General features: G+C 71.1%; 24 protein-coding genes and 1 riboswitch. Of the genes, 13 read left to right on the top strand and 11 right to left on the bottom strand.

Annotation, left to right across the window (positions count from 1 at the left end; all coding sequences use genetic code 11):
* Positions 1-69: 69 nt before the first annotated feature.
* Genes rsgA through ACFC0Z_RS11780 form a run of 3 tightly spaced genes read right to left on the bottom strand, consistent with a single transcriptional unit; the run spans position 70 to position 3,144 of the window.
* On the bottom strand, positions 70-1,080 hold the full coding sequence (rsgA, locus tag ACFC0Z_RS11770) for a ribosome small subunit-dependent GTPase A (RefSeq protein WP_376435543.1): 1,011 nt from the start codon (positions 1,078-1,080) through the stop codon (positions 70-72).
* A gap of 1 nt (position 1,081) precedes the next feature.
* Positions 1,082-2,428 (bottom strand): 3-phosphoshikimate 1-carboxyvinyltransferase, encoded by a 1,347-nt coding sequence (gene aroA / locus ACFC0Z_RS11775; RefSeq protein ID WP_376435545.1) that lies wholly within the window; start codon positions 2,426-2,428, stop codon positions 1,082-1,084.
* Positions 2,429-2,448: 20 nt separating this feature from the next.
* Positions 2,449-3,144: a M50 family metallopeptidase gene (locus ACFC0Z_RS11780; RefSeq protein WP_376435548.1), complete on the bottom strand. Its 696-nt coding sequence runs from the start codon at positions 3,142-3,144 to the stop codon at positions 2,449-2,451.
* A gap of 49 nt (positions 3,145-3,193) precedes the next feature.
* Between ACFC0Z_RS11780 and ACFC0Z_RS11785 the strand changes: the two genes are divergently transcribed.
* The 8 genes from ACFC0Z_RS11785 to def all read left to right on the top strand — a co-directional run bounded on the left by ACFC0Z_RS11785 (position 3,194) and on the right by def (position 10,824).
* On the top strand, positions 3,194-4,009 hold the full coding sequence (locus tag ACFC0Z_RS11785; RefSeq protein ID WP_376435551.1) for an SOS response-associated peptidase: 816 nt from the start codon (positions 3,194-3,196) through the stop codon (positions 4,007-4,009).
* Between the two features lie 24 nt (positions 4,010-4,033).
* Positions 4,034-4,675, top strand: a complete 642-nt coding sequence (locus ACFC0Z_RS11790; RefSeq protein WP_376435553.1) for an alpha/beta family hydrolase — start codon at positions 4,034-4,036, stop codon at positions 4,673-4,675.
* A gap of 390 nt (positions 4,676-5,065) precedes the next feature.
* The gene (locus ACFC0Z_RS11795) at positions 5,066-5,722 is read left to right on the top strand and encodes a sigma-70 family RNA polymerase sigma factor (RefSeq protein WP_187282890.1); all 657 of its coding nucleotides are present in this window, start codon (positions 5,066-5,068) and stop codon (positions 5,720-5,722) included.
* Positions 5,719-6,039 carry a mycothiol system anti-sigma-R factor gene (rsrA, locus tag ACFC0Z_RS11800; RefSeq protein WP_376435554.1) on the top strand — a complete coding sequence of 107 codons (321 nt, stop codon included), beginning with the start codon at positions 5,719-5,721 and terminating at the stop codon, positions 6,037-6,039. The genes ACFC0Z_RS11795 and rsrA overlap by 4 nt, the downstream gene beginning before the upstream one ends.
* A 136-nt stretch (positions 6,040-6,175) precedes the next feature.
* Positions 6,176-7,627, top strand: a complete 1,452-nt coding sequence (locus ACFC0Z_RS11805; RefSeq protein WP_376436653.1) for an HD-GYP domain-containing protein — start codon at positions 6,176-6,178, stop codon at positions 7,625-7,627.
* Entirely contained in the window at positions 7,624-9,066 is a 1,443-nt protein-coding gene (locus tag ACFC0Z_RS11810) for an HD-GYP domain-containing protein (protein WP_376435557.1), read from the top strand. Before ACFC0Z_RS11805 ends, ACFC0Z_RS11810 begins: the two co-directional genes overlap by 4 nt.
* Before the next feature lie 80 nt (positions 9,067-9,146).
* Positions 9,147-10,127 carry a tetratricopeptide repeat protein gene (locus ACFC0Z_RS11815; RefSeq protein ID WP_376435559.1) on the top strand — a complete coding sequence of 327 codons (981 nt, stop codon included), beginning with the start codon at positions 9,147-9,149 and terminating at the stop codon, positions 10,125-10,127.
* 61 nt (positions 10,128-10,188) lie between these two features.
* On the top strand, positions 10,189-10,824 hold the full coding sequence (gene def, locus ACFC0Z_RS11820; protein WP_376435561.1) for a peptide deformylase: 636 nt from the start codon (positions 10,189-10,191) through the stop codon (positions 10,822-10,824).
* On the opposite strand, the gene ACFC0Z_RS11825 is transcribed toward def, so the two are convergent.
* The 7 genes from ACFC0Z_RS11825 to ACFC0Z_RS11855 all read right to left on the bottom strand — a co-directional run bounded on the left by ACFC0Z_RS11825 (position 10,800) and on the right by ACFC0Z_RS11855 (position 18,326).
* Complete coding sequence (locus tag ACFC0Z_RS11825) at positions 10,800-11,213, bottom strand: DUF2809 domain-containing protein (protein WP_376435563.1); 414 nt, start codon at positions 11,211-11,213, stop codon at positions 10,800-10,802. The two genes, def and ACFC0Z_RS11825, sit on opposite strands and share 25 nt — an antisense overlap.
* An 80-nt stretch (positions 11,214-11,293) precedes the next feature.
* Complete coding sequence (locus tag ACFC0Z_RS11830; RefSeq protein ID WP_376435565.1) at positions 11,294-12,319, bottom strand: ribonucleotide-diphosphate reductase subunit beta; 1,026 nt, start codon at positions 12,317-12,319, stop codon at positions 11,294-11,296.
* Complete coding sequence (locus ACFC0Z_RS11835; protein ID WP_376435566.1) at positions 12,319-14,691, bottom strand: ribonucleoside-diphosphate reductase subunit alpha; 2,373 nt, start codon at positions 14,689-14,691, stop codon at positions 12,319-12,321. The genes ACFC0Z_RS11830 and ACFC0Z_RS11835 overlap by 1 nt, the downstream gene beginning before the upstream one ends.
* 129 nt (positions 14,692-14,820) lie before the next feature.
* A riboswitch (cobalamin riboswitch) is annotated at positions 14,821-14,981 on the bottom strand.
* Between the two features lie 18 nt (positions 14,982-14,999).
* Positions 15,000-15,518, bottom strand: coding sequence for a GNAT family N-acetyltransferase (locus ACFC0Z_RS11840; protein WP_376435568.1), 519 nt, complete (start codon positions 15,516-15,518; stop codon positions 15,000-15,002).
* Positions 15,519-15,522: 4 nt separating this feature from the next.
* Positions 15,523-17,148 (bottom strand): monocarboxylate uptake permease MctP, encoded by a 1,626-nt coding sequence (gene mctP, locus ACFC0Z_RS11845; protein ID WP_376435571.1) that lies wholly within the window; start codon positions 17,146-17,148, stop codon positions 15,523-15,525.
* A complete protein-coding gene (locus ACFC0Z_RS11850) occupies positions 17,145-17,408 on the bottom strand; it encodes a DUF3311 domain-containing protein (RefSeq protein WP_376435573.1) in 264 nt (87 codons plus the stop codon). Before ACFC0Z_RS11850 ends, mctP begins: the two co-directional genes overlap by 4 nt.
* A gap of 153 nt (positions 17,409-17,561) precedes the next feature.
* Positions 17,562-18,326, bottom strand: a complete 765-nt coding sequence (locus tag ACFC0Z_RS11855) for a GntR family transcriptional regulator (protein ID WP_360809146.1) — start codon at positions 18,324-18,326, stop codon at positions 17,562-17,564.
* Between the two features lie 285 nt (positions 18,327-18,611).
* Between ACFC0Z_RS11855 and ACFC0Z_RS11860 the strand changes: the two genes are divergently transcribed.
* The 4 genes from ACFC0Z_RS11860 (at position 18,612) to ACFC0Z_RS11875 (ending at position 23,525) form a co-directional block, all read left to right on the top strand.
* Positions 18,612-19,913 carry an extracellular solute-binding protein gene (locus ACFC0Z_RS11860; RefSeq protein ID WP_376435576.1) on the top strand — a complete coding sequence of 434 codons (1,302 nt, stop codon included), beginning with the start codon at positions 18,612-18,614 and terminating at the stop codon, positions 19,911-19,913.
* Positions 19,914-20,082: 169 nt separating this feature from the next.
* The gene (locus ACFC0Z_RS11865) at positions 20,083-21,114 is read left to right on the top strand and encodes a carbohydrate ABC transporter permease (RefSeq protein WP_376435579.1); all 1,032 of its coding nucleotides are present in this window, start codon (positions 20,083-20,085) and stop codon (positions 21,112-21,114) included.
* Positions 21,115-21,155: 41 nt separating this feature from the next.
* Entirely contained in the window at positions 21,156-21,992 is an 837-nt protein-coding gene (locus ACFC0Z_RS11870; protein ID WP_376436655.1) for a carbohydrate ABC transporter permease, read from the top strand.
* 9 nt (positions 21,993-22,001) lie between these two features.
* Entirely contained in the window at positions 22,002-23,525 is a 1,524-nt protein-coding gene (locus ACFC0Z_RS11875) for a glycoside hydrolase family 3 protein (RefSeq protein ID WP_376435582.1), read from the top strand.
* Between the two features lie 74 nt (positions 23,526-23,599).
* Here ACFC0Z_RS11875 and nagB read toward each other — a convergent pair whose 3' ends face one another.
* Positions 23,600-24,385 (bottom strand): glucosamine-6-phosphate deaminase, encoded by a 786-nt coding sequence (gene nagB / locus ACFC0Z_RS11880; protein ID WP_376435585.1) that lies wholly within the window; start codon positions 24,383-24,385, stop codon positions 23,600-23,602.
* Between the two features lie 507 nt (positions 24,386-24,892).
* Between nagB and ACFC0Z_RS11885 the strand changes: the two genes are divergently transcribed.
* Complete coding sequence (locus ACFC0Z_RS11885; RefSeq protein ID WP_376436658.1) at positions 24,893-26,359, top strand: sensor histidine kinase; 1,467 nt, start codon at positions 24,893-24,895, stop codon at positions 26,357-26,359.
* Positions 26,360-26,495 lie beyond the last annotated feature (136 nt).

Consider the following 26,495-nt stretch of genomic DNA (forward strand, 5'->3'; position numbering starts at 1 on the left):
ATGTCGCATGTGTCGCAGTTGGTGCGATTATGCACTTACCGAGAGTGGGCTGGTGTCAACCGACGGCGATCAGTCGCCCTCGCGTCGCTCGCGCGTCGCGAGGAGCCGCCGCAGCGAGTAGAGCCGCGCCGGGTCGGCGTGCCCCTCCGCCACATAGGCGTCGAGCGCGCAGTCCGGCTCGTCGTGGCTGCACGCGCGCGGGCAGTTCTCCGTGCCCGGCTCCAGGTCGGGGAAGGCGTGGATGACCCGGGACGGGTCCACGTGGTGCAGACCGAAGGAGCGCACGCCGGGCGTGTCGATGACCCAGCCGTCGGCCGCGTCGAGCGGCAGCGCGAGCGCCGAGGTCGTGGTGTGCCGGCCGCGTCCGGTCACCGCGTTCACATGGCCGGTGATCCGCCGCTTCTCCTCCGGCACCAGCGCGTTGACCAGCGTCGTCTTTCCGACACCCGAGTGACCGACGAAAGCGGTGACCCGGCCGTCCAGGTACTCCCGTACGCGGTCGGCCGCCCCGCCGTCGTACAGCTCGTCGCGGTTCACGACCACGTGCGGAATGTCCAGGTCCCCGTACAGCTCCAGGAGCTTTTCCGGCGGGGCCAGGTCCGACTTGGTCATGACGAGGAAGGGTTCGAGCCCGCCGTCGTACGCCGCCACGAGACAGCGGTCGATCAGCCGGGGCCGCGGCTCCGGGTCGGCGAGCGCGGTGACGATCGCCAGCTGGTCCGCGTTGGCGACGACCACCCGCTCGTACGGGTCGTCGTCGTCGGCCGTGCGCCGGAGCACCGAACTGCGCTCGCCGATCCGCACGATCCGGGCCAGCGTGTCCTTCTCGCCGGACAGGTCGCCGACGATGGACACGCGGTCGCCGACCACGGCGGCCTTCCGGCCCAGCTCACGGGCCTTCATCGCGGTGATGATCCGGTCGTCGACCAGACAGGTCAGCCGGCCCCGGTCGACGGTGAGGACCAGGCCCTCGACGGCGTCCTCGTGCTTGGGACGGATGGTCGTACGGGGACGGGTGCCCTTGCGGTTGGGCCGCTGGCGGATGTCGTCCTCGTCGGTGTGCTTGCCGTAACGCCGCATGTCAGACCCCGAGCATTTCGGTCCACATCGTCGGGAAGTCCGGCAAGGTCTTCGCCGTCGTCGCCACGTCCTCGATCTCCACGCCCTCGACCGCGAGGCCGATGACCGCCCCCGCCGTCGCCATGCGGTGGTCGTGGTACGTGTGGAAGACCCCGCCGTGCAGCGGGCGCGGACGGATGTGGAGGCCGTCCTCGGTCTCCGTCACGTCCCCGCCCAGTTCGTTGATCTCCTTGGTGAGGGCCGCCAGGCGGTCCGTCTCGTGGAGCCGCAGGTGCGCGACCCCGCGCAGGGTCGAGGGGGAGTCGGCGAGCGCGGCGACCGCCGCGATGCCGGGGGTCAGCTCGCCGACCTCGCCGAGGTCCACGTCGATGCCGTGGATCCGGCCCGTGCCGGTGAAGGTCAGACCGGCCTCGGTCAGCTCGCAGACACCGCCCATCTCGGTGAAGATCCGGCGCAGCTCGTCGCCCGGCTGGGTGGTCCGCGCCGGCCAGTCCGGGATCGTCACCCGGCCGCCGGTGACCAGCGCCGCCGCCAGGAAGGGCTGCGCGTTCGACAGGTCCGGCTCGACGACCAGGTCGCGGCCGCGCAGCGCCGAGGGCGCCACCCGCCAGACGTTCGGCTCGCCGCCGTGCTCCGGCTCGTCGACCCGGGCGCCGACCGCGCGCAGCATCTCGACCGTCATCCGGATGTGCGGCAGCGAGGGCAGCTTCGCGCCCACGTGCCGTACCTCGACGCCCTGGTTGAAGCGGGGCGCGGAGAGCAGCAGGGCGCTGACGAACTGGGAGGACGAGGAGGCGTCGATCTCGACCGTGCCGCCGTCGAGACCGCCGGCGCCGTGCACCGTCAGGGGCAGCGCGCCCCGGCCGTCGTCCTCGATCCGGGCGCCGAGCGCGCGCAGCGCGTCGATCACGCCGTGCAGCGGGCGCTCGTGGGAGCGGGGGTCGCCGTCGAACCGGACCGGGCCGTCGGCGAGCGCGGCGACCGGCGGCAGGAAGCGCATGACCGTACCCGCGTTGCCGACGTCGACGGAGGCCGGGCCGCGCAGCGGGGCGGGGATGATCCGCCAGGCCTCGCCGGTGCCGTCGGGGCCCACGCCTTCCTCGATCCGGACGCCGAGGGTGCGCAGCGCCTCGGCCATCAGGAGGGTGTCGCGGGAGCGCAGCGGGCGGCGCAGCCAGCCGGGCTCGGCGGCGAGCGCGGCGAGGACCAGACCGCGGTTGGTGACCGACTTCGACCCCGGCACGGTGACGGTCGCGTCGACGGCGCCCGGGGCGTACGGGGCGGGCCAGAGGTCGGCGGAGGCGTCGGGACGCGAGGGGTCGGAGGGCGCGGAAGCTGCTGCGGTCATGGACTCACTGTACGGGTGAGTCAGAAGCCCAGGAGCCAGCGCCCGCCGCCGATCAGGGCCGAGATCGAGACCGTGTGGAAGAAGAGGAGCCACACCCCCGGGTGCACGTGGGTGAGGCGCGCGAGCTGGTCCGCGTCCGAGTCGGGCGCGCCGCCGTGGCGCCGCTTCGCCTGGAGCTCGAAGGCCGGCCGGACGCCGCCGAGCAGCAGGAACCAGACCACGGCGTACGCGAAGAGCGACTGCACCTCCGGGCCGGTGAGCCAGGAGACGAGGAGGAAGGTCGCGCCGGTGAGCAGGACGGTGAGGATCCCGTACGCGTTCCGCACCATCACCAGCATCGCGAGGAGCAGCGCGGTAGCGAGCCAGAGCAGCAGGGTGACCAGGCCCGAGCCGAGCAGGGCGGCGCCGCCGAGCCCGAGGAGCGGGGCGGCGGTGTACCCGGCGGCGAGGGTGAGGACGACGCCGATGCCGGTCGGGCGCCCGCGGGTGACGGTCACGCCGCTGGTGTCCGAGTGGAGCCGGATCGCCTCCAGGCGGCGGCGCATGGTGAGGGCGACGAGCGCGTGGCCGCCCTCGTGGGCGATGGTGATCGCGTTGCGGGCGAGGAGCCAGACCCGGCGCGGCACGGTGACGGCGAGGGCGGCGACCCCGGTGGCGACGACCAGCCAGGCGGCCGGGGCGGCCTGCGGGCTGAAGAGATCGAGCGCGAGGTCCATCGTTCGGTCCGCTCCTCGGGGGGTCGGGGATCGTGGCAGTGTGGCACGTATGTGCGGACGGTATGCGGCGAGTCGGCGGCCCGAGGATCTGGTCGGGACGTTCGGGATCGAGAAGTGGGAGCCGGAGGAGACCCTGGCCCCCGACTGGAACGTGGCCCCCACCAAAGAGGTCTGGGCCGTACTGGAGCGTCCTCTGAAAGACGCCGAATCACGGCGGCCGGTTCGCCAGCTCCGCGCGCTGAAGTGGGGACTCGTGCCTTCCTGGGCGAAGACGCCCGAGGGCGCCGCCCGGATGATCAACGCGCGCGCGGAGACCGTGCACGAGAAGCCCTCCTTCAAGCGCGCGTTCGCGTCCCGCCGCTGCATCCTCCCCGCCGACGGTTACTACGAGTGGGTGACGGGCGCGGGGGAGCGGGACCTGGAGGTCGAGGGGAAGAAGAAGCGGCCCCGCAAGCAGCCGTACTTCGTCACCCCGGCCGACGGCTCGGTCTTCGCGATGGCCGGGCTCTACGAGTTCTGGCGCGACCGCACCCTCCCCGACGCGCACCCCGACGCCTGGTGGGTGACCTGCTCGGTCGTCACCACCGAGGCCGAGACGGGCCCGCTGGGCGTGGCCCCGGCCGAGGGCCCGCGGTCGCTCGCCGACATCCACCCCCGGATGCCGCTGATGCTGACGGAGGACCGCTGGGACGCCTGGCTCGACCCGGCGCGCACCGACCCGGAGGAGCTGCGCGGGCTGCTCGCGGCGCCGCCGGAGGGGCTGATGCGGGCCTATCCGGTCTCGACGGCGGTCAGCAACGTCCGCAACAACGGCCCCGAGCTCCTGACGGAACTCTCCGGCCCCGAGGAGGGCACGCTGTTCTGAGGGACGGGCGGGGATGATGGGGGCGTGACCGAGCAGACACAGCACGAGACGGTTCCCACCGACGCCGGAGAGGCGCGCGTCACCTGGCACGCCGGTACGGACCCGTGGGCCGTCCTCGCCCTCGGCCACGGCGCCGGCGGTGGCATCGAGGCCCGCGACCTCAGGGCCCTCGCCGCCGCCCTGCCCGCCCACGGCGTGACCGTCGCCCTCGTCGAGCAGCCCTGGCGGGTCGCGGGCAAGAAGGTCGCGCCCGCGCCGAAGACCCTCGACACCGGCTGGCGCGGCCTCTGGCCGGCCCTCGCCGCGCCCGGCCTGCCCGTGGTCGCGGGCGGCCGCAGCGCCGGGGCCCGGGTGGCCTGCCGCACCGGCGCCGAGCTCGGCGCCCGCGCCGTCCTCGCGCTGAGCTTCCCGCTCCACCCGCCGGGCAAGCCCGAGAAGTCCCGGGACGGGGAGCTCCTGGCCACCGGGCTGCCCACGCTCGTCGTCCAGGGCGGCAACGACCCCTTCGGGCGGCCCGAGGAGTTCCCGGACGGCCCGTACGAGCTCGTCGAGGTCCCGTACGGGGACCACGGCTTCGCGGTCCCGAAGCGGGCGCCGCTGACGCAGGACGAGGCGCTCGCGGGGCTGGTGGACGGCGTGACGAAGTGGATCACCACCCTGAGGTGACGGTCAGGGGGTGGGCGCCGCCCGTTGCGCCGTTCCCGCCGCCCCCTGCCCCGTACCCCCTGCCCCCACCCCTGTCATCCCCCTGACGCGCCTCCGGGTTTCCCCTCACCTGTCCCCGGTCCCTTCTCACGCATCATCATTTTTCTGCCGCCCCGGGAATGTCCGGCGCGTGACCTCTGTTGTGCGGAGAGTCGGTGTGAGAGCCAAGGAGAGGGAGTCCGTCGCATGGGATCGACCATCTGCCCCGAGCGCGCGCAGGCCGCTGACCTCGACTGGACAGTGCTGCCCGCGCCCAAGGCCGCCCCGATTCGGGCGGCGGGCGGAGCGGTTCCTCGTCTATCCTCCGAAACGAGCGGGTCCGCCCTCGGACTCGCCGTCGCGCTGGAGGAGGTGGGTCCGGTCACTGGGACCGACACAGGGACCGACGACGGCCCCGAGGAGACGACCGAGGAGCGCAACGCGCGCTTCGAGCGGGACGCCCTCGGCTTCCTCGACCAGATGTACTCCGCCGCGCTGCGCATGACGCGCAACCCCGCGGACGCCGAGGACCTGGTGCAGGAGACCTACGCGAAGGCGTACGGCTCCTTCCACCAGTTCCGTGAGGGCACCAACCTCAAGGCCTGGCTCTACCGCATCCTCACGAATACCTTCATCAACTCGTACCGCAAGAAGCAGCGCGAGCCCCAGCGCAGCGCCGCCGAGGAGATCGAGGACTGGCAGCTCGCCCGCGCCGAGTCGCACATGTCGACCGGTCTGCGCTCCGCCGAGTCGCAGGCGCTCGACCACCTGCCCGACTCGGACGTGAAGGAAGCCCTCCAGGCGATCCCCGAGGAGTTCCGCATCGCCGTCTATCTGGCCGATGTCGAGGGCTTTGCCTACAAGGAGATCGCGGACATCATGGGGACACCCATCGGTACGGTGATGTCCCGACTGCACCGGGGCCGTCGCCAGCTGCGCGGCATGCTCGAGGACTACGCCCGTGACCGCGGGCTGGTTCCCGCGGGCGCCGGAGAGTCGTCGAACGATCTGAAAGGCTCGGGCTCATGAGCTGCGGAGAGCCGCACGAGACGGATTGCTCTGAGGTCCTGGATCACCTCTACGAGTTCCTCGACAGAGAGATGCCCGACAGCGACTGCACCAAGTTCGAGGTGCACTTCGAGGAGTGCTCCCCGTGCCTGGAGAAGTACGGCCTGGAGCAGGCGGTCAAGAAGCTCGTCAAGCGCTGCTGCGGCAGCGACGACGTGCCCACCGACCTGCGTTCCAAGGTGATGAGCCGGATCGACCTGATCCGCGCGGGGTACGTCGTGCCCGAACAGGACGTCTCCGCGGCGGCCCCGCAGGCCGCCCCGGCACCGCAGGAGTAGGTGCGCGAGCAGGCGCGGGAGCAGGTGGGGGCTTCCGCCCCGCGCATATATCAGCTTGTATCACCCGATGGTGCGAATCAACCGCAGCGTCTCCTTTCGGACCGCCCAGCTCGCTAGCGTGACCGCTGTGATGGGCGTGAAGGTCATTCCGCGGGTGGCGCGCGTGTACATCGGCTGCGCGACGCTCGCCGCCGGTGCGTCCTTGCTGCCCGCGTTCTGCCCCGACGCCGCCGTCCCCTGGGGCGCGGTCGCGCTGCTCGCCGCGCTGTACACGCTCTGCGAGCTGCCCGCGGGCAACCGGCTCCTCGGGCGTGCGCTCGGCGGCTCCGTCCCCGCCGGCGGCATCGGCTCCTTCTACCCCGTGCTGCTCGCCTCCGCGCTGCTGCTGCCGCCCGCCGCCGCCGCGCTCGTCGCCCTGCCCGGCAGCCTGCTCGCGCGCGTGCACGAGTCGCCGGCCGGGCCGCGCCGCGTCTGGCGGGCCGCGGCGACGGTCCTCGCCGTCTGGGCCGCCGCCCTCGTGGCGCAGGCCCTGGGCGGCTCCGCCGCCCTCGGCGGCGGAGCGGACGCCCCCGACCTCCCGTACGCGCTGCTGCCCGCCGGCGCCGCCGCGCTGACCTTCTGCATCGTCCTGACCGCCCTCGACGGCGGCATCCGGGCCACCGCCGACGGCGTCCCGGTCGGCGCCGCCTGGCGCGGCCTCCTCGGCCGGGCCCTCGCCCCGCACGCCGTGCACGGCCTCGCCGGGCTCATGATGGCCGTCCTCTGGCGGAGCACGTACGGCCCCGCCTCGGCCCTCTTCGTCCTCCTGCCCATGTACATCTCCTGCTGGGTCTTCGCCCAGTACCACCGCGAGCGCGCCGCCCACCAGGCCACCATCCGCGCCCTCGTCCAGGCCGTCGACATCAAGGACCGCTACACCCGCGGCCACAGCGAGCGCGTCGGCCAGGCGTCCGTCCTCATCGCCCGTGAGCTCGGCATGGCGGACGAGCGGCTCGACGTCGTGCGGTTCGCCGGCATCCTCCACGACGTCGGGAAGCTCGGCGTGCCCACGCGCGTCCTGCGCAAGGACGGGCCGCTCACACCGGAGGAGCGCCGGGTCATCGAGCTCCACCCCGAGTACGGCCACGAGATGGTCCGCGGCATCGGCTTCCTCGGCGAGGCCAGGGACGCGATCCTCCACCACCACGAGCGGATGGACGGCAGCGGCTACCCGTACGGCCTCCAGGGCGACCAGATCCCCGAGTTCGCCCGGGTGGTCGCCGTCGCCGACGCCTTCGACGCCATGACCTCCACCCGCTCCTACAGCCGGGCACGGCCGGTGCCGACGGCCCTCGCCGAGCTGGAGCGGTGCGCGGGCAGCCAGTTCGACCCCCGGATGGTCACCGCCCTCGTCAGGGCCCTGGCCCGGCACGGCTGGCAGGCGTCCGTCACCGCCGACGAGACGGAGCGCGGCGAGGACCCCCGCGACCCCTCCCAGCCCGCCCCGCCCCGCGATCCCTCGCAGCCCCTGCCGCTGCCCAGAACACAGGAGTCCCGCGCGATGGAACCGCGCGTCCCGCAGGCCGCCCGTCGGAAGGAGCGCGCGTGAGTCGGCGGACCCCCCGCACCCCGGGCCCCCGCATGCCCGGATTCACCACTCCCGGCTTCACCACTCCAGGTCTCACCCCTCCCGGCTTCGCCACCCAGGGCTACGCCGTGCCCGACGCCGTCGCCCCCGGAGCCTCCGCGCGCCCGCACGCCGTCCCCCGCCCCGGCACGGCCAGGCGCTCCCTCCGGCCCGGCTCGCTCACCGTCGGCGCGCTCTACACCAGCGCCCTGCTGCTCAGCCTCGCCGGCTTCGCCAGCACCCTCTGGTGGGGCATCGACCAGCCCGCCAACGCGCTCGCCTTCGGCATCCTCGTCGCCGCCGGCGAGCTCGCCCGCTGGGGCGCCACCCCCGGCGAACGGGAACCCGCGCCGCTCGCGTCCGCCGGGGCTCTCGCGTACGCCCTGCTCGGCATGGACGCCGGGGCCTTCACCACCCACGGCGTGCTCCAGATCATCGCCGTCGTCGTCGCCGGCGGGCTCGTCGGCATGGTGCCGCACCTCGCCAGGGGCCGCGGCCCCGGCGCCGACCACCTCGCCCGCCGCGTCCTCACCGTCGCCTTCGTCGCGCTCTGTTTCCAGCCTCTCTACAACTCAGGGGCCCTCGTCGGGAATCTCGGCCAGGGCCCTCTGTACGCCCTCTTCCTGCTGCTCGTCCTCGCCCTCACGGCCCTGTGCGACGCCGTCCTCGCCGCGCTCGTCCTCCGCGCCCGCACCGGATACCCGTACGGCCCCCTCCTCCGCGACGAACTGCGCGCCCTCCTCGGCATCGGCTCCGCCGTCTGCGCCACCGGCACCGTCATGGCCCTCGGCGTGGCCGCCGCCGGCCTCTGGGCGCTGCCCGTCCTCGCCGTACCGCTGCTGCTCACCCAGGTCTCCTTCCGGCGGTACGCGGCCGTCCGCACCGTCAACCGGCAGACCATCGCCTCCCTCGCCCGCGCCACCGAGATCGCCGGCTACACCTCGCCCGGCCACGCCCACCGGGTCGCCGCCCTCAGCGGCGCCGTCGGCCGTGAGATGGGCCTCTCCGGGGGCGAGCTCACCGTCCTGGAGTACGCGGCGCTCATGCACGACATCGGACAGCTCTCCCTCGTCGACCCGGTCGACGGCGGCGCCACCGCTCTCCTCCCGGCCGAGGAGCAGCGCCGTATCGCCCTCCTCGGCGGCGAGGTCGTCCGCAGGACCGGCGTCTGCGCGACCGTCGCCGTCGTCGTCGAGCGGCAGGCCGACCCGTACCGCGACCAGCCGCTGCCCGCCCGGATCATCCGGGTCGTGAACGCGTACGACGACCTCGCGGGCGAGGGCGCGGGCGCCGCGTTCGCCGCCCTGGAACGGCTCCGGCTCGGTGCCGCCCGCGACTATCACCCGGATGTCGTCGAGTCCCTGGCCAGGGTCCTGGCACGCGGGGGAGCCCCTGGGGTGACCCCTGCCGTCACGGGGTAACCCATGGGTAATGAGCGCGCGTCCGACCGGGCATGGTTGGATGCGAACAAGAGGGTGAAAGCGACCGGCAGGCGGGAATCGTGAGGATCTTCGGGAAGGTACGGCATCGGCCCTCCGCCTCGTGGCGGCAGGCCACCGACCGCGCGTTCACGCTGATCGGCGACGGCCGGTACGAGGACGCGGGCGCGCTGCTCACGCGTGCGGCGGACCTGGAGCCCTGGCTCTCGGAGTCCTGGTTCAACCTGGCCCTGCTGCACAAGTTCCGGCACGACTGGGAGCAGGCGCGGGCCGCCGGCCTGCGCGCCGTCGCGCTGCTCGACAAGGAGACCGGCGCCCCCGACTGGTGGAACGTCGGGATCGCCGCCACCGCGCTCCAGGACTGGCCGCTGGCCCGCCGCGCCTGGCAGGCGTACGGCCTCAAGGTCCCCGGCGCCGCCGCCGGCACCGGCGAGCCCGTCGGCATGGAGCTGGGCAGCGCCGCCGTCCGGCTCTCGCCGGAGGGCGAGGCCGAGGTCGTGTGGGGCCGCAGGCTCGACCCGGCCCGGATCGAGATCCTCAGCATCCCGCTGCCGTCCTCCGGACGCCGCTGGGGCGAGGTCGTCCTCCACGACGGCGTGCCGCACGGCGAGCGCACCACCACGGCCGGCCCGTCCTACCCGGTCTTCGACGAGATCGAGCTGTGGGCGCCGTCCCCCGTCCCCACCTGGGTGGTTCTCCTGGAGGCCGCCACCGAGGCCGACCGGGACGCCCTGGAGCAGCTCGCCTCCGACGCGGGCTTCGCCGCCGAGGACTGGTCGTCCTCCGTACGGCTGCTCTGCCGCGCCTGTTCGGAGTCGACGATGCCCAGCGCCGAGGGCGAGGGCGAGCACTCCGACCCGCACGACCACAGCGAGCCCGGCCACCCCGGCCCGCTCGGCCACCGCTCGCCCGGCGAGCTGTGGGTCCCCGAGCGCGAGTGCGGCATCGCGGCCCCGCCCGGACTCGTGCGCGGGCTCCTCGACGGCTGGGTCGCGGACAGCCCGGACAGCCGTGAGTGGCGGGATCTGGAAGAGGTCTGCTGACGACTGCCCGTAGGCTGTACGGGATCGTTTACTGGGGTTCCGAGGAAGGCACGCGCCGGACATGACGCAGCAGGACACTGACGAGCAGACGCAGATCAACGACGGCTACGTCGTGGACACGGAGGACTGCGAGGCGCGCGAGCTCGCCTACCGCGAGCGCGGCACGGCCCGGCCCATCACCGTCGTCGGCAACCCGGTGCTCCACAAGGAGTGCCAGGACGTCACCGAGTTCGACGACAAGCTCGCCGCGCTGATCGACGACATGTTCGCCAGCCAGAAGGCCGCCGAGGGCGTGGGCCTGGCCGCGAACCAGATCGGTGTCGACCTCAAGGTCTTCGTCTACGACTGCCCGGACGACGAGGGCGCCCGCCACACCGGCGTCGTCGTCAACCCGGTCCTCCAGGAGCTCCCCGCCGACCAGCGGGTCCTGGACGAGTCCAACGAGGGCTGCCTCTCCGTCCCGACCGCCTACGCGGAGCTGGCCCGCCCCGACTACGCGGTGGTCCACGGCCAGGACGCCGAGGGCAACCCGATCAAGGTGCGCGGCACCGGCTACTTCGCCCGCTGCCTCCAGCACGAGACGGACCACCTCTACGGCCGCCTCTACATCGACCGCCTCTCGAAGCGCGACCGCAAGGACGCCCTGAAGCAGATGGCCGAGGGCACCCCGCGCTACGAGACCGTCCCGAACGACTGACGGCGTTCCTCGCCTCTCGCGCACACGGCGCGGTGGCCGGCCCAGCCGGCCGCCGCGCCGATCGCGTACCAGAACAGGTCCGGCGCGTTGAACGTCGTGCCGAAGACCAGCCGCGCCAGGGTGCTGTGCGCGGACATCGCCGCCGGCAGCCCGGTCAGCTGGAACAGCTCCATGCCCCAGCTGAACCCGAGGGCGACCCCCGCCGCGACCGAGGGCCGCACCCGGGGCGCGACCAGCACCACCAGGGCCGTGACCAGCACGGTGTAGAGCGCGTCCCCCGCGTACTTGGCGACCTCCCCGGTCGCCACCGCCCTGATCCCCAGCCCGGCGCCGACCGCCGCCAGGGCCGCCGCTCCGGCCAGGACACGGGTCCGTACGAGATCGCCCATGTCCGGCAGCCTATGCGGAAGGGCCCCGCACTCCAGGAGTGCGGGGCCCTTCTCCGTACAGGCGTGACGAGCGGGGCGGACTAGAAGTCCTCGTCGAGGTCCACCGAGCCCTCGACCGCCACCTGGTAGGCGGACGGGCGGCGCTCGAAGAAGTTCGTGAGCTCCTGGACGCCCTGGAGCTCCATGAACGCGAACGGGTTCTCGGAGCCGAAGACCGGGGCGAAGCCGAGGCGCTGGAGGCGCTGGTCGGCGACGCACTGGAGGTACTCGCGCATCGACTCGGTGTTCATGCCCGGCAGGCCGTCGCCGCACAGGTCACGGCCGAACTGGAGCTCCGCCTCGACGGCCTCCTTCAGCATGTCCGTGACCTGCTGCTGGAGTTCGGCGTCGAAGAGCTCCGGCTCCTCCTTGCGGACGGTGTCGACGACCTCGAACGCGAAGTTCATGTGCATGGTCTCGTCGCGGAACACCCAGTTGGTGCCGGTCGCCAGGCCGTGCAGCAGGCCGCGGGACCGGAACCAGTACACGTACGCGAAGGCACCGTAGAAGAACAGGCCCTCGATGCACGCGGCGAAGCAGATCAGGTTCAGCAGGAAGCGGCGGCGGTCGGCGGCCGTCTCCAGCTGGTCGATCTTCTCGACCGAGTCCATCCACTTGAAGCAGAACTGCGCCTTCTCGCGGATGGAGGGGATGTTCTCGACGGCGTCGAACGCGGCGGCGCGGTCGTCCGGGTCGGGCAGGTACGTGTCCAGGAGGGTCAGGTAGAACTGGACGTGCACGGCCTCCTCGAAGAGCTGGCGCGACAGGTACAGGCGCGCCTCCGGGGAGTTGATGTGCTTGTACAGCGTCAGGACCAGGTTGTTCGCCACGATCGAGTCGCCCGTCGCGAAGAACGCGACCAGACGGCCGATCATGTGCTGCTCACCGGGGGTGAGCTTGGCGAGGTCGGCGACGTCCGAGTGGAGGTCGACCTCCTCCACCGTCCACGTGTTCTTGATCGCGTCCCGGTAGCGCTCGTAGAAGTCCGGGTAGCGCATGGGGCGGAGAGTCAGCTCGAAGCCAGGGTCGAGCAGGTTCTTCTTCTCGGAGGAGCTGGTGGTGCTCATTACTGGCAGGCCTCGCAGGACTCGGGGTTCTCAAGGGAGCAGGCGAGCGCGTCCGCGTCGGTGGTCGCCTGCTGGACGGGGATGGGGGCCGAGGCGGCGGCCGTCGCCGACGCCTGGGCGGCGCGGGCGATCCGGGTCGCGGGGCGCGAGCGCAGGTAGTACGTGGTCTTCAGACCCTGCTTCCAGGCGTACGCGTACATCGACGACAGCTTGCCGATGGTGGGCGTCTCCATGAACAGGTTCAGGGACTGCGACTGGTCGAGGAACGGCGTACGGGCCGCCGCCATGTCGATGAGCCCGCGCTGCGGGATCTCCCAGGCCGTGCGGTACAGCTCGCGCGTCTCGGCCGGGATCCAGGAGAAGTCGGCGACGGAGCCGCTGGAGTCGCGGAGCGCGTCACGGGTCTGCGCGTCCCACACGCCGAGCTTCTTCAGCTCGTCGACGAGGTACGAGTTGACCTGGAGGAACTCGCCGGACAGCGTCTCGCGCTTGAAGAGGTTGGAGACCTGCGGCTCGATGCACTCGTAGACGCCCGCGATCGAGGCGATGGTCGCCGTCGGCGCGATGGCGAGCAGGAGGCTGTTGCGCATGCCGACCGCGGCGATCCGCTCGCGCAGGGCGGCCCAGCGCTCCGGCCAGTTCAGCTCGACGTCGTAGTGGTCCGGGTGCAGGACACCGCGGGCCGCGCGGGTCTTCTCCCAGGCGGGGAGCGGGCCGCTGCGCTCGGCGAGGTCGGCGGAGGCCTCGTACGCGGCGAGCATGATCCGCTCGGCGATACGGGTGGACAGCGCGCGCGCCTCGGCGGAGTCGAACGGCAGCTTCAGCTGGAAGAAGACGTCCTGGAGGCCCATGGCGCCCAGGCCGACCGGGCGCCAGCGGGCGTTGGAGTTGCCCGCCTGCTCGGTCGGGTAGAAGTTGATGTCGACGACGCGGTCGAGGAAGGTGACGGCCGTGCGGACGGTCGCGTCCAGGCGGTCCCAGTCGATGTCCGAACCGACCACGAACGCGCCGAGGTTGACCGAGCCGAGGTTGCAGACCGCGGTCTCGTCGTCGTTCGTGACCTCGATGATCTCGGTGCAGAGGTTCGAGGAGTGCACGACCGAGCCCGGCTCGGCCGTCTGGTTGGCCGTGCGGTTCGAGGCGTCCTTGAAGGTCATCCAGCCGTTGCCGGTCTGGGCGAGGGTCCGCATCATGCGGCCGTAGAGGTCGCGGGCCGGCATCGTCTTGCGGGCCAGGCCCTTGGCCTCGGCGGCGCGGTAGGCGGCGTCGAACTCCTCGCCCCACAGGTCGACGAGCTCGGGCACGTCCGAGGGGGAGAAGAGCGACCACTCGGCGTCCGCGTTGACCCGGCGCATGAACTCGTCCGGGATCCAGTGCGCGAGGTTCAGGTTGTGCGTACGGCGCTGGTCCTCGCCCGTGTTGTCGCGGAGCTCCAGGAACTCCTCGATGTCCGCGTGCCAGGTCTCCAGGTAGACGGCGGCGGCGCCCTTGCGGCGGCCGCCCTGGTTCACGGCGGCGACGGAGGCGTCGAGGGTCTTCAGGAACGGGACGATGCCGTTCGAGTGGCCGTTGGTGCCGCGGATCAGCGAACCGCGGGCGCGGATGCGGGAGTAGGAGAGCCCGATGCCGCCGGCGTGCTTCGAGAGACGCGCGACCTGGTGGTAGCGGCCGTAGATGGAGTCCAGCTCGTCCTGGGGGGAGTCCAGGAGGTAGCAGGAGGACATCTGCGGGTGGCGCGTGCCCGAGTTGAAGAGCGTGGGGGAGGAGGGCAGGTAGTCCAGACGGCTCATCAGGCCGTAGAGGGCCGCCACCTCGTCGAGCGCGCGGGTGCTGTCGTCCTCGGCGAGACCGCAGGCCACGCGGAGCATGAAGTGCTGCGGGGTCTCGATGACCTTGCGGGTGATCGGGTGGCGCAGCAGGTAGCGCGAGTAGAGGGTGCGCAGGCCGAAGTAGCCGAAGCGGTCGTCGCCGGCGGCGTCGATCGTGGCGTCGAGGCGCTCGGCGTGCAGCGCGACGAACTCGGCGGTGCGGTCGGCGATCAGGCCCTCGCGGTGACCGACGGCCACGGAGGCGGAGAAGGAGACCGCGCCCTGGCCGGCCGCCTCGTCGGCGATGGTGATCGTCAGGAGCCGGGCCGCGAGCCGGGAGTAGGCCGGGTCCTCGGCGATGAGACCGGCGGCCGCCTCGGTGGCCAGCTCGCGCAGCTCCGCCTCGTCCGACGTGGCGCTGCGGCCGCGGAGCGCGGCGGCGGCGATCTTGCCGGGGTCGGTGTCGGGGAGATCGGCGGTGAGATCGGTCAGGGTCCGCAGCAGCACGGTGCCGGGTCCGTCGCTGTCGATCTCCGTGGCCGGATCGGCGGGCGCGATGGTCACGTGGGGGCTCTCCCTCGCTCGGCTCCTGGCCGCGACGGGGGAGGGCGGGCGAGGCGATCCGTACGCACGGATGCCCGCGTCCACCGGCCCACTCCGCGAGGCCCGGACGTCAGTGACACCCGGAACGGACGGACCGGGTGGGCTGCCGGCAGGTCGTCGGACTCGCTCCGTACCGAAAATCCGCACGAAGCACACCGTTGCGGGACAGTTCCGGATTCGCGCCGGATTTCCCTGCGTCGACAGCGAGGTCGAGCATACATGTGGGGGGCGCCGGAGTTGGCGCCCCCCACATGTTGTGTCGTCAGGTTTTACGTGCCCGTCGTGTGGAACTCCAGCGCGTACGTCTTCAGGGTGAAGCCGGGGACCGGCTCCCAGTCCCGCCCGGGGGTACGGACGAAGCCCATCCGCTCGTAGATCCGGTGCGCCGCGACCATGCTCGGGCCCGTGGAGAGCACCAGCCGGGCGCACTCCGGGACGGCCCGCGCGCGGTCCACGCAGGCCCGCACGAGCGCCTCTCCGGCACCCCTGCCGCGCGCCTCGGGCCCGACCACGAGCATCCGGAACTCGGCCTCGCCGGGGACGGCGATGTCGGCCCAGGTGGTGCCGCCGAGGGCGAAGGTCACGCCGCCGATGATCCGGCCGGTCTCCTCGTCGACGGCGACGAGCACCTCGGCCTCGCGCGCCCGGCGCTCGGTGTCCCGCAGCACCGCCAGGTAGTAGTCGTCCTCGCCGTCGAGCAGCAGCCCGTCGCCCAGGTACGTGAACCCGGTGAGGTCACCGAGTTCCTCGTACTCCTCGGGCCGTACCGCCCTGATCGTGAAATCCATGCGATCAGTGTGCCCCGGCACCGACCTTCGACGACTTCCCGCCGGAGACGGGGTCGCCGGCGTCGGCCGTGTAGTCCTCCGGGGAGGTCTCGTCGACGCCCTCGGGGGCCTTCACGGCCTTGAGGACGAAGGTCAGGACGACGGTGACGACGACGTTGAGGACGAAGGCGGTGAGGCCGATGTAGCCGATCTCGCCGATGCCCGGGATCTCGGCCGCCGAACCGCCGAAGTGCTTCTGCGTCGGGCTGGCGACGCCGTACGCGGCGAACGTGCCGTAGACCATGCCGACGGCCCAGCCGGCGAGCAGCGCCCAGCGGTGGAACCAGCGGGTGAAGAGGCCGCCGACCAGCGCCGGGAAGGTCTGGAGGATCCAGATGCCGCCGAGGAGCTGGAAGTTGATCGCGACCGTCTTGTCCATGGTGAGGACGAAGACGAGCGCGCCGACCTTCACGAGGAGCGAGACCAGCTTGGAGACCTTGGTCTCCTGCGCCGGGGTCGCGTCCTTCTTGAGGAAGTCCTTGTAGATGTTCCTCGTGAAGAGGTTGGCGGCGGCGATCGACATGATCGCGGCCGGGACCAGCGCGCCGATGCCGATCGCGGCGAAGGCCACGCCCGCGAACCAGGCCGGGAACATGTTCTCGAACAGCTGCGGGATGGCGAGCTGGCCGTTCTTGACCTGGATGCCGGCGGCGATCGCCATGAAGCCGAGCAGCGCGAGCAGGCCCAGCATCAGCGAGTACAGCGGCAGGATCGTGGTGTTGCGGCGGATGACCTCGCGGCTCCGGGACGACAGGGTCGCCGTGATGGAGTGCGGGTACATGAAGAGCGCGAGCGCCGAGCCGAGCGCCAGGGTCGCGTACGTCCACTGGCCGGCCTCGCCCGGGACGAGCGCGCCGCGCGGCTTGCCGGTCGCCGGGTTGGTCTGCGCGTAGGCCTCGCCGGCCTTGGCGAAGATCTCGTCGAAGCCGCCGAGCTTGATCGGGATGTAGATGATCGCGACGGCGATCACCAGGTAGATCAGGGTGTCCTTGACGAAGGCGATGAGCGCCGGGGCGCGCAGGCCCGAGGAGTACGTGTAGGCCGCGAGGACGCCGAAGGCGATGAGCAGCGGCAGGTCCTTGACGAACCAGTGGGTGTTCTCGCCGCCGCCGACGCCCATCACGTCCAGGACGGCCTGGATGCCGACGAGCTGGAGCGCGATGTACGGCATGGTCGCGAGGATGCCGGTGACGGCGACCGCCAGCGACAGGCCCTTGGAGCCGAAGCGGCCGCGCACGAAGTCGGAGGTGGTCACGTAGCCGTGCTTGTGCGAGACCGACCACAGGCGCGGCAGGAAGGTGAAGATCAGCGGGTAGACGAGGATCGTGTACGGCACGGCGAAGAAGCCGGCCGCGCCCGCCGCGTAGACGGCCGCCGGGACGGCGACGAAGGTGTACGCGGTGTACAGGTCGCCGCCGAGCAGGAACCAGGTCACCCAGGTGCCGAAGGACCGGCCGCCCAGGCCCCATTCGTCGAGGCTGTTCTCGTTCTCGGCCCTGCGCCAGCGCGAGGCCAGGAAGCCCATGACCGTCACGGCCAGGAAGAAGAAGACGAAGACGCCGAGCGCCACGCCGTTCACGCCGTCCGTCATCGCGCGTCACCAGCCTTCCGGTTGCGCTGGTCGAGCTGCCACAGCTTGTACGCGATCATGGTGAGCGCGGTGGAGATCAGCACCCAGAGCATCTGGTACCAGTAGAAGAACGGGATGCCCGCGAAGAGCGGTTCGACTTTCGCGTAGGAACTCACCCAGAGCATCGCCACGAAGGGCGCGAAAAGGCAGAGTCCGATCACCACCCTCAGGGGTGTGACGGTCGGTTGTTTCCCTTGTTCCCGCTGTGCTGCTTCGGACATGGCGACTCGTCCCCTCGCTGATCACCTGGTTAACGGGTCGGCAATCTAGGGGACGGTTTCGCCTGACGGAACCCCTGTCCGCATAACGGATGACGTGAGGGGCCGCCGAATTCCGGCGGCCCCTCACGTGAAATGCGATAAATCCCGATTTGCTTAGTCGGTGGGGCGCTTGAGGCGCGCCACGAACTTGTACCGGTCGCCCCGGTAGACCGACCGCACCCATTCCACCGGTTCGCCCTGGGCGTCCAGCGAGTGCCGGGAGAGCATCAGCATCGGCAGGCCCACGTCCGTACCGAGCAGGCCGGCCTCGCGCGGGGTGGCGAGGGAGGTCTCGATGGTCTCCTCGGCCTCGGCGAGGTGGACGTCGTAGACCTCGGCGAGGGCCGTGTAGAGCGAGGTGTACTTCACCAGGGAGCGGCGCAGCGCGGGGAAGCGCTTGGCCGAAAGGTGCGTGGTCTCGATCGCCATCGGCTCGCCGCTCGCGAGGCGCAGGCGCTCGATGCGCAGCACCCGGCCGCCGGCCGTGATGTCGAGCAGTCCGGCGAGCGTGTCGTCGGCGGTGACGTACCCGATGTCGAGGAGCTGCGAGGTGGGCTCCAGGCCCTGCGCGCGCATGTCCTCGGTGTACGAGGTGAGCTGGAGCGCCTGGGAGACCTTGGGCTTCGCCACGAAGGTGCCCTTGCCCTGGATGCGCTCCAGGCGGCCCTCGACGACCAGTTCCTGCAGGGCCTGGCGCACGGTCGTGCGCGAGGTGTCGAACTCGGCGGCGAGTGTGCGCTCCGGCGGGACCGGCGTGCCGGGCGGCAGGGTCTCCGTCATGTCGAGCAAATGCCGCTTCAGTCGGTAGTACTTGGGCACGCGCGCGGTGCGAGTGGCGATCCCGCCCTCGGTCTCCGTGCTGCCCGCGTCCGTGGCCATGGCCTGCCTTCCCGACTCTTGCGCTGCTGCCGTCACCGGCTCCTCCGTCTGTAGCGCCTCACATGGTGGCACGGACCGGTCACGGGTCGTCGGCCTCCCTCAGGTGTCGGTCCGATAACGGACGCGACTGCCCTTCTTATACACCCTTGACACCCCTAAAGGTCTAGGCCAAGCTCCGGGTACTGGTCTAAACCATTAAAGACCAGGTCCCAGCCCCACGAGCTATATCCGACGTATGTCTTCGCGCGGTGGGCAGGGGTTGCAGGCATCCCTGAGGAGGGTGGCGTGAAGCGCAAGCTCATCGCGGCGATCGGCGTCGCGGGCATGATGGTCTCTATCGCTGCGTGTGGCGGTTCTGACAGCGGCGACAAGGGCAAGGACACCGCCAAGGAGTCCGCCGGTGGCAACAAGACCCTGACCGTCTGGGTCATGGACGGTTCCGCGCCGGACGCCTGGATGGCGGAGGTCAACAAGGCGTTCGAGGCCAAGCACCCGGGCACCAAGGTCAAGGTCGAGAAGCAGGTCTGGAACGGCATCCAGGAGAAGGTCACCACCGCCCTCTCCGAGAACACCCCGCCGGACGTCCTGGAGCTCGGCAACACCCAGACCGCCGGTTACGCGGTCACCGGCGGTCTCGCCGACCTGACGGGCGACAAGGCCACGCTCGGCTACGACGCCTGGAACAAGGGCATGGTCGCCTCCAACGAGCTGGACGGCAAGCTCTACTCCGCCCCGTGGTACGCCGCCAACCGCGTCGTCGTCTACGACAAGGCCGCGTTCAAGAAGGCCGGCGTCACCCCGCCGAAGACCCGCGCCGAGTGGCTCGAGGGTCTGAAGAAGCTGAAGGCCGCCGACCCCAAGGGTCAGGCCATCTACCTGCCGGGTCAGTCCTGGTACGTCCTCGCCGGCCTCATCTGGGACGAGGGCAGCGACCTCGCCGTCAAGGACGGCGACAAGTGGAAGGGCAACCTGTCCTCCCCCGAGGCCGTCGCCGCCATGAACTTCTACAAGGAGCTCTCGGCCTACACGACCGCCCCGAAGGACAAGGACGAGGCGACCCCGCAGCAGTCCACCGACGTCGTCCCCAAGGGTGGCGTGGCGTCCTGGGTCGGCCTCGGCTGGGAGGCCGGCGGCGCGATCGACGCCATCAAGAAGGCCGGCAAGACCGCCGACTTCGGCTACTTCCCGATCCCGGGCAAGACCGCCGACAAGCCGGGCTCCGTCTTCCTCGGTGGCTCGAACCTCGCCATCGCCGAGCGCTCGCAGAACAAGGAGCTCGCGAAGGAGTGGCTGGCGCTCGCCGCCGGCAAGGAGTTCATGACGAAGTACGCCGCGGCCACCGAGGGCGCGCTGCTTCCGAACCAGGACGCCGCGCAGTTCAAGCCGGCCGCCGGCTCCTTCGCCGAGGCCATGGCCGCGTCCTCCGCCTCCGGCAAGGTCACCCCGGTGACCCCGGGCTGGGCGAACGTCGAGACCGTCCCGAACCCGATCAAGGACTACATGACCAAGGTCCTGAAGGGTGGCGACACCAAGGCTGCCGCCGAGGCCGCCGACAAGGTCATCAACGAGCGCATCAACCAGCAGTAATCCGTAGCCCCGGGGGTGCGGCCGGTGTCGCACCGGCCGCACTCCCGGCGCGTTCGCAGCGACGTCGCAGCGATGCGGTGATCTCGCAGCGATGCAGTGATCAACGGCCCGCTCCCCCGGGCCGTGCCCCGGTGGGCGCGGGAGCCCCAGAACCGCGAGGAATGAGACCATGACCGTGGACTCCCAGGGGACGGCGAGCGCCGCTCCTCAGGACGCGCCCGGGAGGGCGGCAGAGAAGTCAGAGAAGTCCCTGACTCCGCCGACCCCTTCCGGCTCGAAGGAAGTCCTTCAGCCCTCGCGACGCAGGAGCTCCCTGCCCAGCGGGCTGCTGCCCTATCTGCTGGTCGCGCCGGCGCTGCTGTCGATGGCAGGCCTGCTGCTCTACCCGCTGATCCGCAATGTGATCCTCTCCTTCCAGGGCTTGAACCGGAAGGAATTCATCACCCGCGAGACGGTATGGGTCGGGTTCGACAACTACACGAACCTGCTGAAGGACGAGCAGTTCTGGACCGTCGCCGTCCGAAGCGTCGTCTTCACCGCCGTCAACGTCGCCCTGATCATGGCGATCGGCACCGGCATCGGCCTTCTCCTGAACCGCCTCGGCAAGAAGATGAAGCTCGTCCTCTCGCTGGCGCTGATGTTCGCCTGGGCCATGCCGATCATCGCCTCCGTGACCGTCTTCCGGTGGCTCTTCGACGAGCAGTTCGGTGTCGCGAACTGGGTCATGCGCACGCTCGGCTTCTCGGGTTACGACCAGCACAGCTGGTTCGAGACCGGCTTCTCCACGCTGGTCATCATCCTGATCCTGCTGGTCTGGGGCTCCGTCCCGTTCGTCGCCCTCAACATGTACGCCGCCCTGACCACCGTCGGGACCGAGCTGTACGAGGCCGCCAAGATGGACGGCGCGAGCGGCTGGCGCACCTTCTGGGCCGTGGTCTTCCCGAACCTGAAGTCCTTCTTCATGATCACGACGTTCCTGGAGATCATCTGGATCTTCAAGGCGTTCGCGCAGGTCTACGCGATGAACCAGGGCGGCCCCGACCACGGTTCCGAGACCCTCCCGGTCTTCGCGTACGTCGAGGGCGTCGGCCAGTTCCACTACGGTGTCGCCGCCGCCATCTCCATCCTGACGATCGTGATGCTGATCGCGGTCATGTCCTTCTACTTCCGCCTGATCCTGAAGCAGGAGGAGGAGCTGTGAGCACCACCACCGGCACCGCCGCACCCCAGACTCCGCAGAAGCTGCGCAAGAGGAAGCCGCTGACGGTCGGCGTCGTCGCCAAGAACGTCTCCGCCCTGGTCCTCGCGGTGATCTTCGTCTTCCCGGTCTACTGGATGTTCTCGTCCTCGCTGAAGCCGCAGCACGAGATCATGACCAAGGACCCGGTCTTCTTCTTCACGCCGACCTTCGACAACTATGTGACCGCCACTGGTGTAGACCTCTTCTGGACCTACGTTCGGAACAGCCTCGTGGTCACCGTCGGCGCCGTGCTCCTCGCCCTCCTCGTGGCCCTCGCCGCGAGCTTCGCGATCGCCCGCATGAAGTTCAAGGGCCGCAAGGGCATCGTCCTCATCGTGATGATGGCGCAGATGGCCCCCTGGGAGGTCATGGTCATCGCGATGTACATGATCGCCCGCGACAGCGACATGCTGAACAGCATCCCGCTGCTGACGCTCATCTACTTCGTGATGGTCCTCCCCTTCACCATCTGGACCCTGCGCGGCTTCATCGCCGCCGTCCCGGTCGAGCTGGAGGAGGCCGCCCAGATCGACGGCTGCACCCGTGGCCAGGCCTTCCGCAAGGTGATCTTCCCGCTCCTCGCCCCCGGCCTCATGTCGACCTCGCTCTTCGGCTTCATCACCGCCTGGAACGAGTTCGCCATGATCCTCATGCTGAACAAGGAGCGCGAGTCGCAGACGCTGACGCTCTGGCTCACCCAGTTCCAGACCGCGTTCGGCAGCGACTGGGGCGCCACCATGGCCGCCTCCACGCTGTTCGCCCTGCCCGTGCTCATCGTGTTCCTCTTCCTCCAGCGCAAGGCCGTCGGCGGCATGACCGCCGGCGCGGTGAAGGGATAACGACGTCTCATGACCACACTCGTACACGGCGCCGACACCCTCACGCGGGACGCGCTCACGGTGCTCCAGCCGGGCTTCGAGGGCACCACCGCCCCCGACTGGCTGCGCCGCCAGATCGGCGAGGGACTCTCCTCGGTCGGCCTCTTCGGCCGGAACATCGTCAGCCCTGAGCAGCTCGCCGCGCTCACCGCCCAGCTGCGGTCCGAGCGGGACGACGTCCTCGTGGCCATCGACGAGGAGGGTGGCGACGTCACCCGCCTCGAGGTCAAGCAGGGCTCCTCCTTCCCCGGCAGCTACGCCCTCGGCAGCGTCGACGACGTCGAGCTCACCCGGGCCGTGGCCCGCGAGCTCGGCCGCCGGCTCGCGGCCTGCGGAGTGGACCTCAACTGGGCCCCGTCCGCCGACGTGAACTCCAACGCCGAGAACCCGGTCATCGGCGTCCGCTCCTTCGGACCGGACCCCGACCTGGTCGCCCGGCACACCGTGGCGTACGTCGACGGCCTCCAGGGCGTCGGTGTCGCGGCCTGCACGAAGCACTTCCCCGGACACGGCGACACCAACGTGGATTCCCACGACGCCCTGCCCCGGATCGATGTGGACCTCGCCACACTGCACGCCCGTGAGCTGGTACCTTTCCGCGCCGCCATCGCCGCGGGTACCAAAGCGGTCATGAGCGCGCATATCCTGCTCTCCGCGCTCGACCCGCACCGTCCGGCCACCCTGAGCCCGCAGATCCTCACCGGTCTGCTGCGTCAGGAGCTGGGCTTCGAGGGGCTGATCGTCACCGACGGCATGGAGATGCAGGCCGTCGCGGCGACGTACGGCATCGAGCGCGGATCCGTCCTCGCGATCGCCGCGGGCGCCGACGCCATCTGCGTCGGCGGCGGGCTGTGCGACGAGGGCACCGTACTGCGGCTGCGCGACGCGCTGGTCAACGCGGTACGGACCGGTGAACTGCCCGAGGAGCGTCTGGCCGACGCGGCGGCGCGCGTGCGCGCCCTCGCGTCCTGGACCCAGGCGCACCGGGCCAGGGGGGCTGGATCGACGCCGGGCGCGGCAGTGCAGGAGGGGACCGCGCCCGGTGTCGATGTCGGACTCGTGGCGGCCCGCAGGGCCCTCAAGGTGACCCGTGGCGCCCACCCGCACACGCCCGTCACCGAGGCCCCGTACGTGGCCTCCTTCACCCCGGTCGCGAACTTCGCGGTCGGCGACGAGACGCCCTGGGGCATCGCGGCGGAGCTGGAGCGCCTGCTGCCCGGCACGGAGACCGGCTCCTACGCCGACGCCTCCGTGGACGCCGTCCTCGCGGCGGCGGGGGAGCGCCGGATCGTCGCGGTGGTCCGCGACGCCCACCGCCACCCGTGGATGATCGCGGCCCTCGACGGGCTCCTCGTGGCCCGCCCGGACACGATCGTCGTCGAGATGGGCCTCAACGAGGCGGAGCCCCGCGGGGCCCTGCACATCGCCACGCACGGCGCCGCCCGTGTCTGCGGCCGCGCGGCGGCCGAGGCCGTCGTCGGCTCCGGAGCCTGACGGACCAGAGGTACGAGAAAGGGGCCCGGCACCGTGGAGGTGCCGGGCCCCTTTCTCGCGTCTCGCGCTGTCTTCTAGATGCCCTGCCAGGAGGGCTTGTCCGCGAAGGTGTGGCGGAAGTAGTCCGCGAGCTTCAGCTTGGACGCGGCGGCCTCGTCGACGACGACGGTGGCGTGCGGGTGCAGCTGGAGCGCGGAGGCCGGTACGAGCGCCGCCACGGGCCCCTCGACGGTCTGCGCGACGGCCTCGGCCTTGCCCTCGCCGGTGGCGAGCAGGACGAGGTGACGGGCCTCCAGGATGGTGCCGATGCCCTGGGTGATGACGTGGTGCGGGACCTGCTCGATGTCGTTGTCGAAGAACCGCGCGTTGTCGATCCGGGTCTGCTCGGTGAGCGTCTTGATCCGGGTGCGGGAGGCGAGCGAGGAGCACGGCTCGTTGAAGCCGATGTGCCCGTCGGTGCCGATGCCGAGGATCTGGAGGTCCACGCCGCCGGCCGCGGCCAGCGCCTTGTCGTACGCCTCGCAGGCCGCCTGGACGTCCTCCGCGGAGCCGTCGGGGCCCATGAAGGCCTCCTGGGACAGCCCGAGCGGCTCGACGACCTGGCGCAGGACGGTGGAGCGGTACGACTCCGGGTGCCCGGACGGCAGACCGACGTACTCGTCCAGCTGGGCGATCCGGGCCCGGGAGGCGTCCACGGCGCCGTCACGGACCTGGGCGGTCAGGGCGTCGTAGATCGGGATCGGAGTCGAGCCCGTGGCCACGCCGAGCAGCGCGTCGGGCTTGCGGCGCAGGAGGTCGGCGATGCCGTCCGCGATGAGCTCGCCGCCCGCCTTGGCGTCCTTGACGATGACAACTTCCACGCTGTGCCTGCCGTTCTGGGGAGGGCCTGCTGAGGGACCTGGTGGTATAGACCAATCAAAGCCAAATCTAGCAGAGGAGAGCCCCTCTCCCCATGCCGTTCCACGGCGCGGGACGACATCGCCACCATCGTCGGTCGCGCGGGATTCGTCAGCCACTCGTGAGGCCCATCGGGGAGAAAACGCCCCCGGAAACACCCGCGGGCCGCGGCGCCTGACGGGACCCTCAACCCGTCCGGCACCGCAGCCCGGAGTTGCTCGGCCGGGGGTGTGCGGTCCCGCGGCCGTGTGGGAGGTCTCGACGCAGTCAGGGCAGAGAGCGTCGGGAACCTCGTCCACCCTCCTGTGCGGGGAGGATGGAGGCTTGTTGCGTTCATTGTGGACTAGACCATTCTCGTCTGTCCATCCACTTGAACGCGGTGGTTACCGGCCTATCCTCCAACACGGAAGCCCGGAGATCCAGGTTCACCGCCCCTGCAATTCCGCAGGTACCCTCGCACCGTGCCCTCCATGAACGACCTCGTCCGCCAGCACACAGCCCTGAGCGACTCCGACCTCGAGTGGCTCCACCTGCTGGTGTCGGAGTGGCAGCTGCTCTCCGACCTCTCCTTCGCCGACCTCGTCCTCTGGGTCCCGACCCTCGACGGCACGCGGTACGTCTCCGTCGCCCAGATGCGGCCCAACACCGGCCCCACCTCCTACCAGGACGACATGGTCGGCCACCTGGTCCCGCGCGGCCGCCGGCCCCTGCTCGACGCCGCCCTCGACGAGGGCCGGATCGTCCGGGAGGGCGACCCGGAGTGGCGCGAGGAGGTCCCGGTGCGGGTCGAGTCCATTCCCGTACGGAGGGAGGGCCGGGTCCTCGGCGTCATCGCCCGCAACACCAACCTGCTCACCGTCCGCACCCCCTCGCGCCTGGAGCTCACCTATCTCCAGTCCGCCTCCGACCTCGCGCAGATGATCGCGGCCGGAACGTTTCCCTTCCCGGGGGAGCAGGTCGACATGGACTCCTCGCCGCGCGCCGGCGACGGACTCGTCCGCCTCGACGCCGAGGGCATCGTCCAGTACGCCTCGCCGAACGCCCTCTCCGCGTACCACCGCCTCGGGCTCGCCGCCGACCTGGTCGGCCAGCACCTCGGCCAGATCACCGCCGAGTTCGCCCCCTCCCGGGGCCCCGTCGACGAGGCCCTGGTCAAGCTGGCCTCCGGCTACGCGCCCCGCGAGTTCGAGGTCGAGGGCAACGGGGGAGTGATCCAGCTCCGCGCGATCCCGCTCAAGCCCAAGGGCACGCGCATCGGTTCGCTCGTCCTGCTCCGCGACGTCACCGAACTGCGCCGCCGAGAGCGGGAGTTGATCACCAAGGACGCCACCATCCGGGAGATCCACCACCGGGTGAAGAACAACCTCCAGACGGTGGCGGCCCTTCTGCGCCTCCAGGCCCGCCGGATGGACTCCGACCGCGGCCGCGAGGCGCTCAACGAGGCGGTCCGTCGGGTCGGCTCGATCGCCATCGTCCATGAGACGCTGTCCCAAAACCTGGACGAGCGCGTCGAGTTCGACGAGATCGCCGACCGCGTGATCGCGATGGTCGCGGAGATCTCCCCGGGCAAGGTCACCTGCCGGCGCAACGGCCGCTTCGGCATCCTGGACGCCGAGGTCGCCACCCCGCTCTCCATGGTCCTGACGGAGATTCTGCAGAACGCCCTGGAACACGCCTTCTCCCAGGGCGAGCAGGGCACCGTCGAGGTCACCGCCGTCCGCGGCGAACCCCGCCTGGACGCACGGCTCCTGATCACCGTCTCCGACGACGGCTGCGGCCTGCCCGAGGGATTCGACCCGCAGCGGGCCGGAAACCTCGGCCTCCAGATCGTCCGGACGCTGGTGGAGGGGGAGTTGGGCGGCACCTTCGACATGGTCCCCGGTGCCGAGCGCGGCACGAAGGTCATCCTCGACATTCCCGTACACCCGCAGAAGTAGCCGGGGCGGGGGTCGCCCGCCCCCGCACAGCAGCGAGCCCCGGACCGAAGGGAATCGGTCCGGGGCTCGAATGCTGTGGGTTACTGCTGCGCGCTGCTACACGAGGGCGGTGATTGCATACGCGATGTATGCGCCG

It is taken from the genome of Streptomyces sp. NPDC056144, assembly GCF_042264145.1.
Taxonomy (GTDB): domain Bacteria; phylum Actinomycetota; class Actinomycetes; order Streptomycetales; family Streptomycetaceae; genus Streptomyces.

Bases quoted from the DNA above. Each gene is read 5' to 3' on its own strand.
- ACFC0Z_RS11780 (WP_376435548.1), bottom strand. From the start codon at position 3,144: ATGGACCTCGCGCTCGATCTCTTCAGCCCGCAGGCCGCCCCGGCCGCC.
- ACFC0Z_RS11850 (WP_376435573.1), bottom strand. From the start codon at position 17,408: ATGTCCGAAGCAGCACAGCGGGAACAAGGGAAACAACCGACCGTCACA.
- rsrA (WP_376435554.1), top strand. From the start codon at position 5,719: ATGAGCTGCGGAGAGCCGCACGAGACGGATTGCTCTGAGGTCCTGGAT.
- ACFC0Z_RS11825 (WP_376435563.1), bottom strand. From the start codon at position 11,213: ATGGGCGATCTCGTACGGACCCGTGTCCTGGCCGGAGCGGCGGCCCTG.
- ACFC0Z_RS11840 (WP_376435568.1), bottom strand. From the start codon at position 15,518: ATGGATTTCACGATCAGGGCGGTACGGCCCGAGGAGTACGAGGAACTC.
- rsgA (WP_376435543.1), bottom strand. From the start codon at position 1,080: ATGCGGCGTTACGGCAAGCACACCGACGAGGACGACATCCGCCAGCGG.
- ACFC0Z_RS11875 (WP_376435582.1), top strand. From the start codon at position 22,002: ATGACCACACTCGTACACGGCGCCGACACCCTCACGCGGGACGCGCTC.
- mctP (WP_376435571.1), bottom strand. From the start codon at position 17,148: ATGACGGACGGCGTGAACGGCGTGGCGCTCGGCGTCTTCGTCTTCTTC.
- ACFC0Z_RS11855 (WP_360809146.1), bottom strand. From the start codon at position 18,326: ATGGCCACGGACGCGGGCAGCACGGAGACCGAGGGCGGGATCGCCACT.
- ACFC0Z_RS11785 (WP_376435551.1), top strand. From the start codon at position 3,194: ATGTGCGGACGGTATGCGGCGAGTCGGCGGCCCGAGGATCTGGTCGGG.
- def (WP_376435561.1), top strand. From the start codon at position 10,189: ATGACGCAGCAGGACACTGACGAGCAGACGCAGATCAACGACGGCTAC.
- ACFC0Z_RS11830 (WP_376435565.1), bottom strand. From the start codon at position 12,319: ATGAGCACCACCAGCTCCTCCGAGAAGAAGAACCTGCTCGACCCTGGC.
- ACFC0Z_RS11865 (WP_376435579.1), top strand. From the start codon at position 20,083: ATGACCGTGGACTCCCAGGGGACGGCGAGCGCCGCTCCTCAGGACGCG.
- ACFC0Z_RS11885 (WP_376436658.1), top strand. From the start codon at position 24,893: ATGAACGACCTCGTCCGCCAGCACACAGCCCTGAGCGACTCCGACCTC.
- aroA (WP_376435545.1), bottom strand. From the start codon at position 2,428: ATGACCGCAGCAGCTTCCGCGCCCTCCGACCCCTCGCGTCCCGACGCC.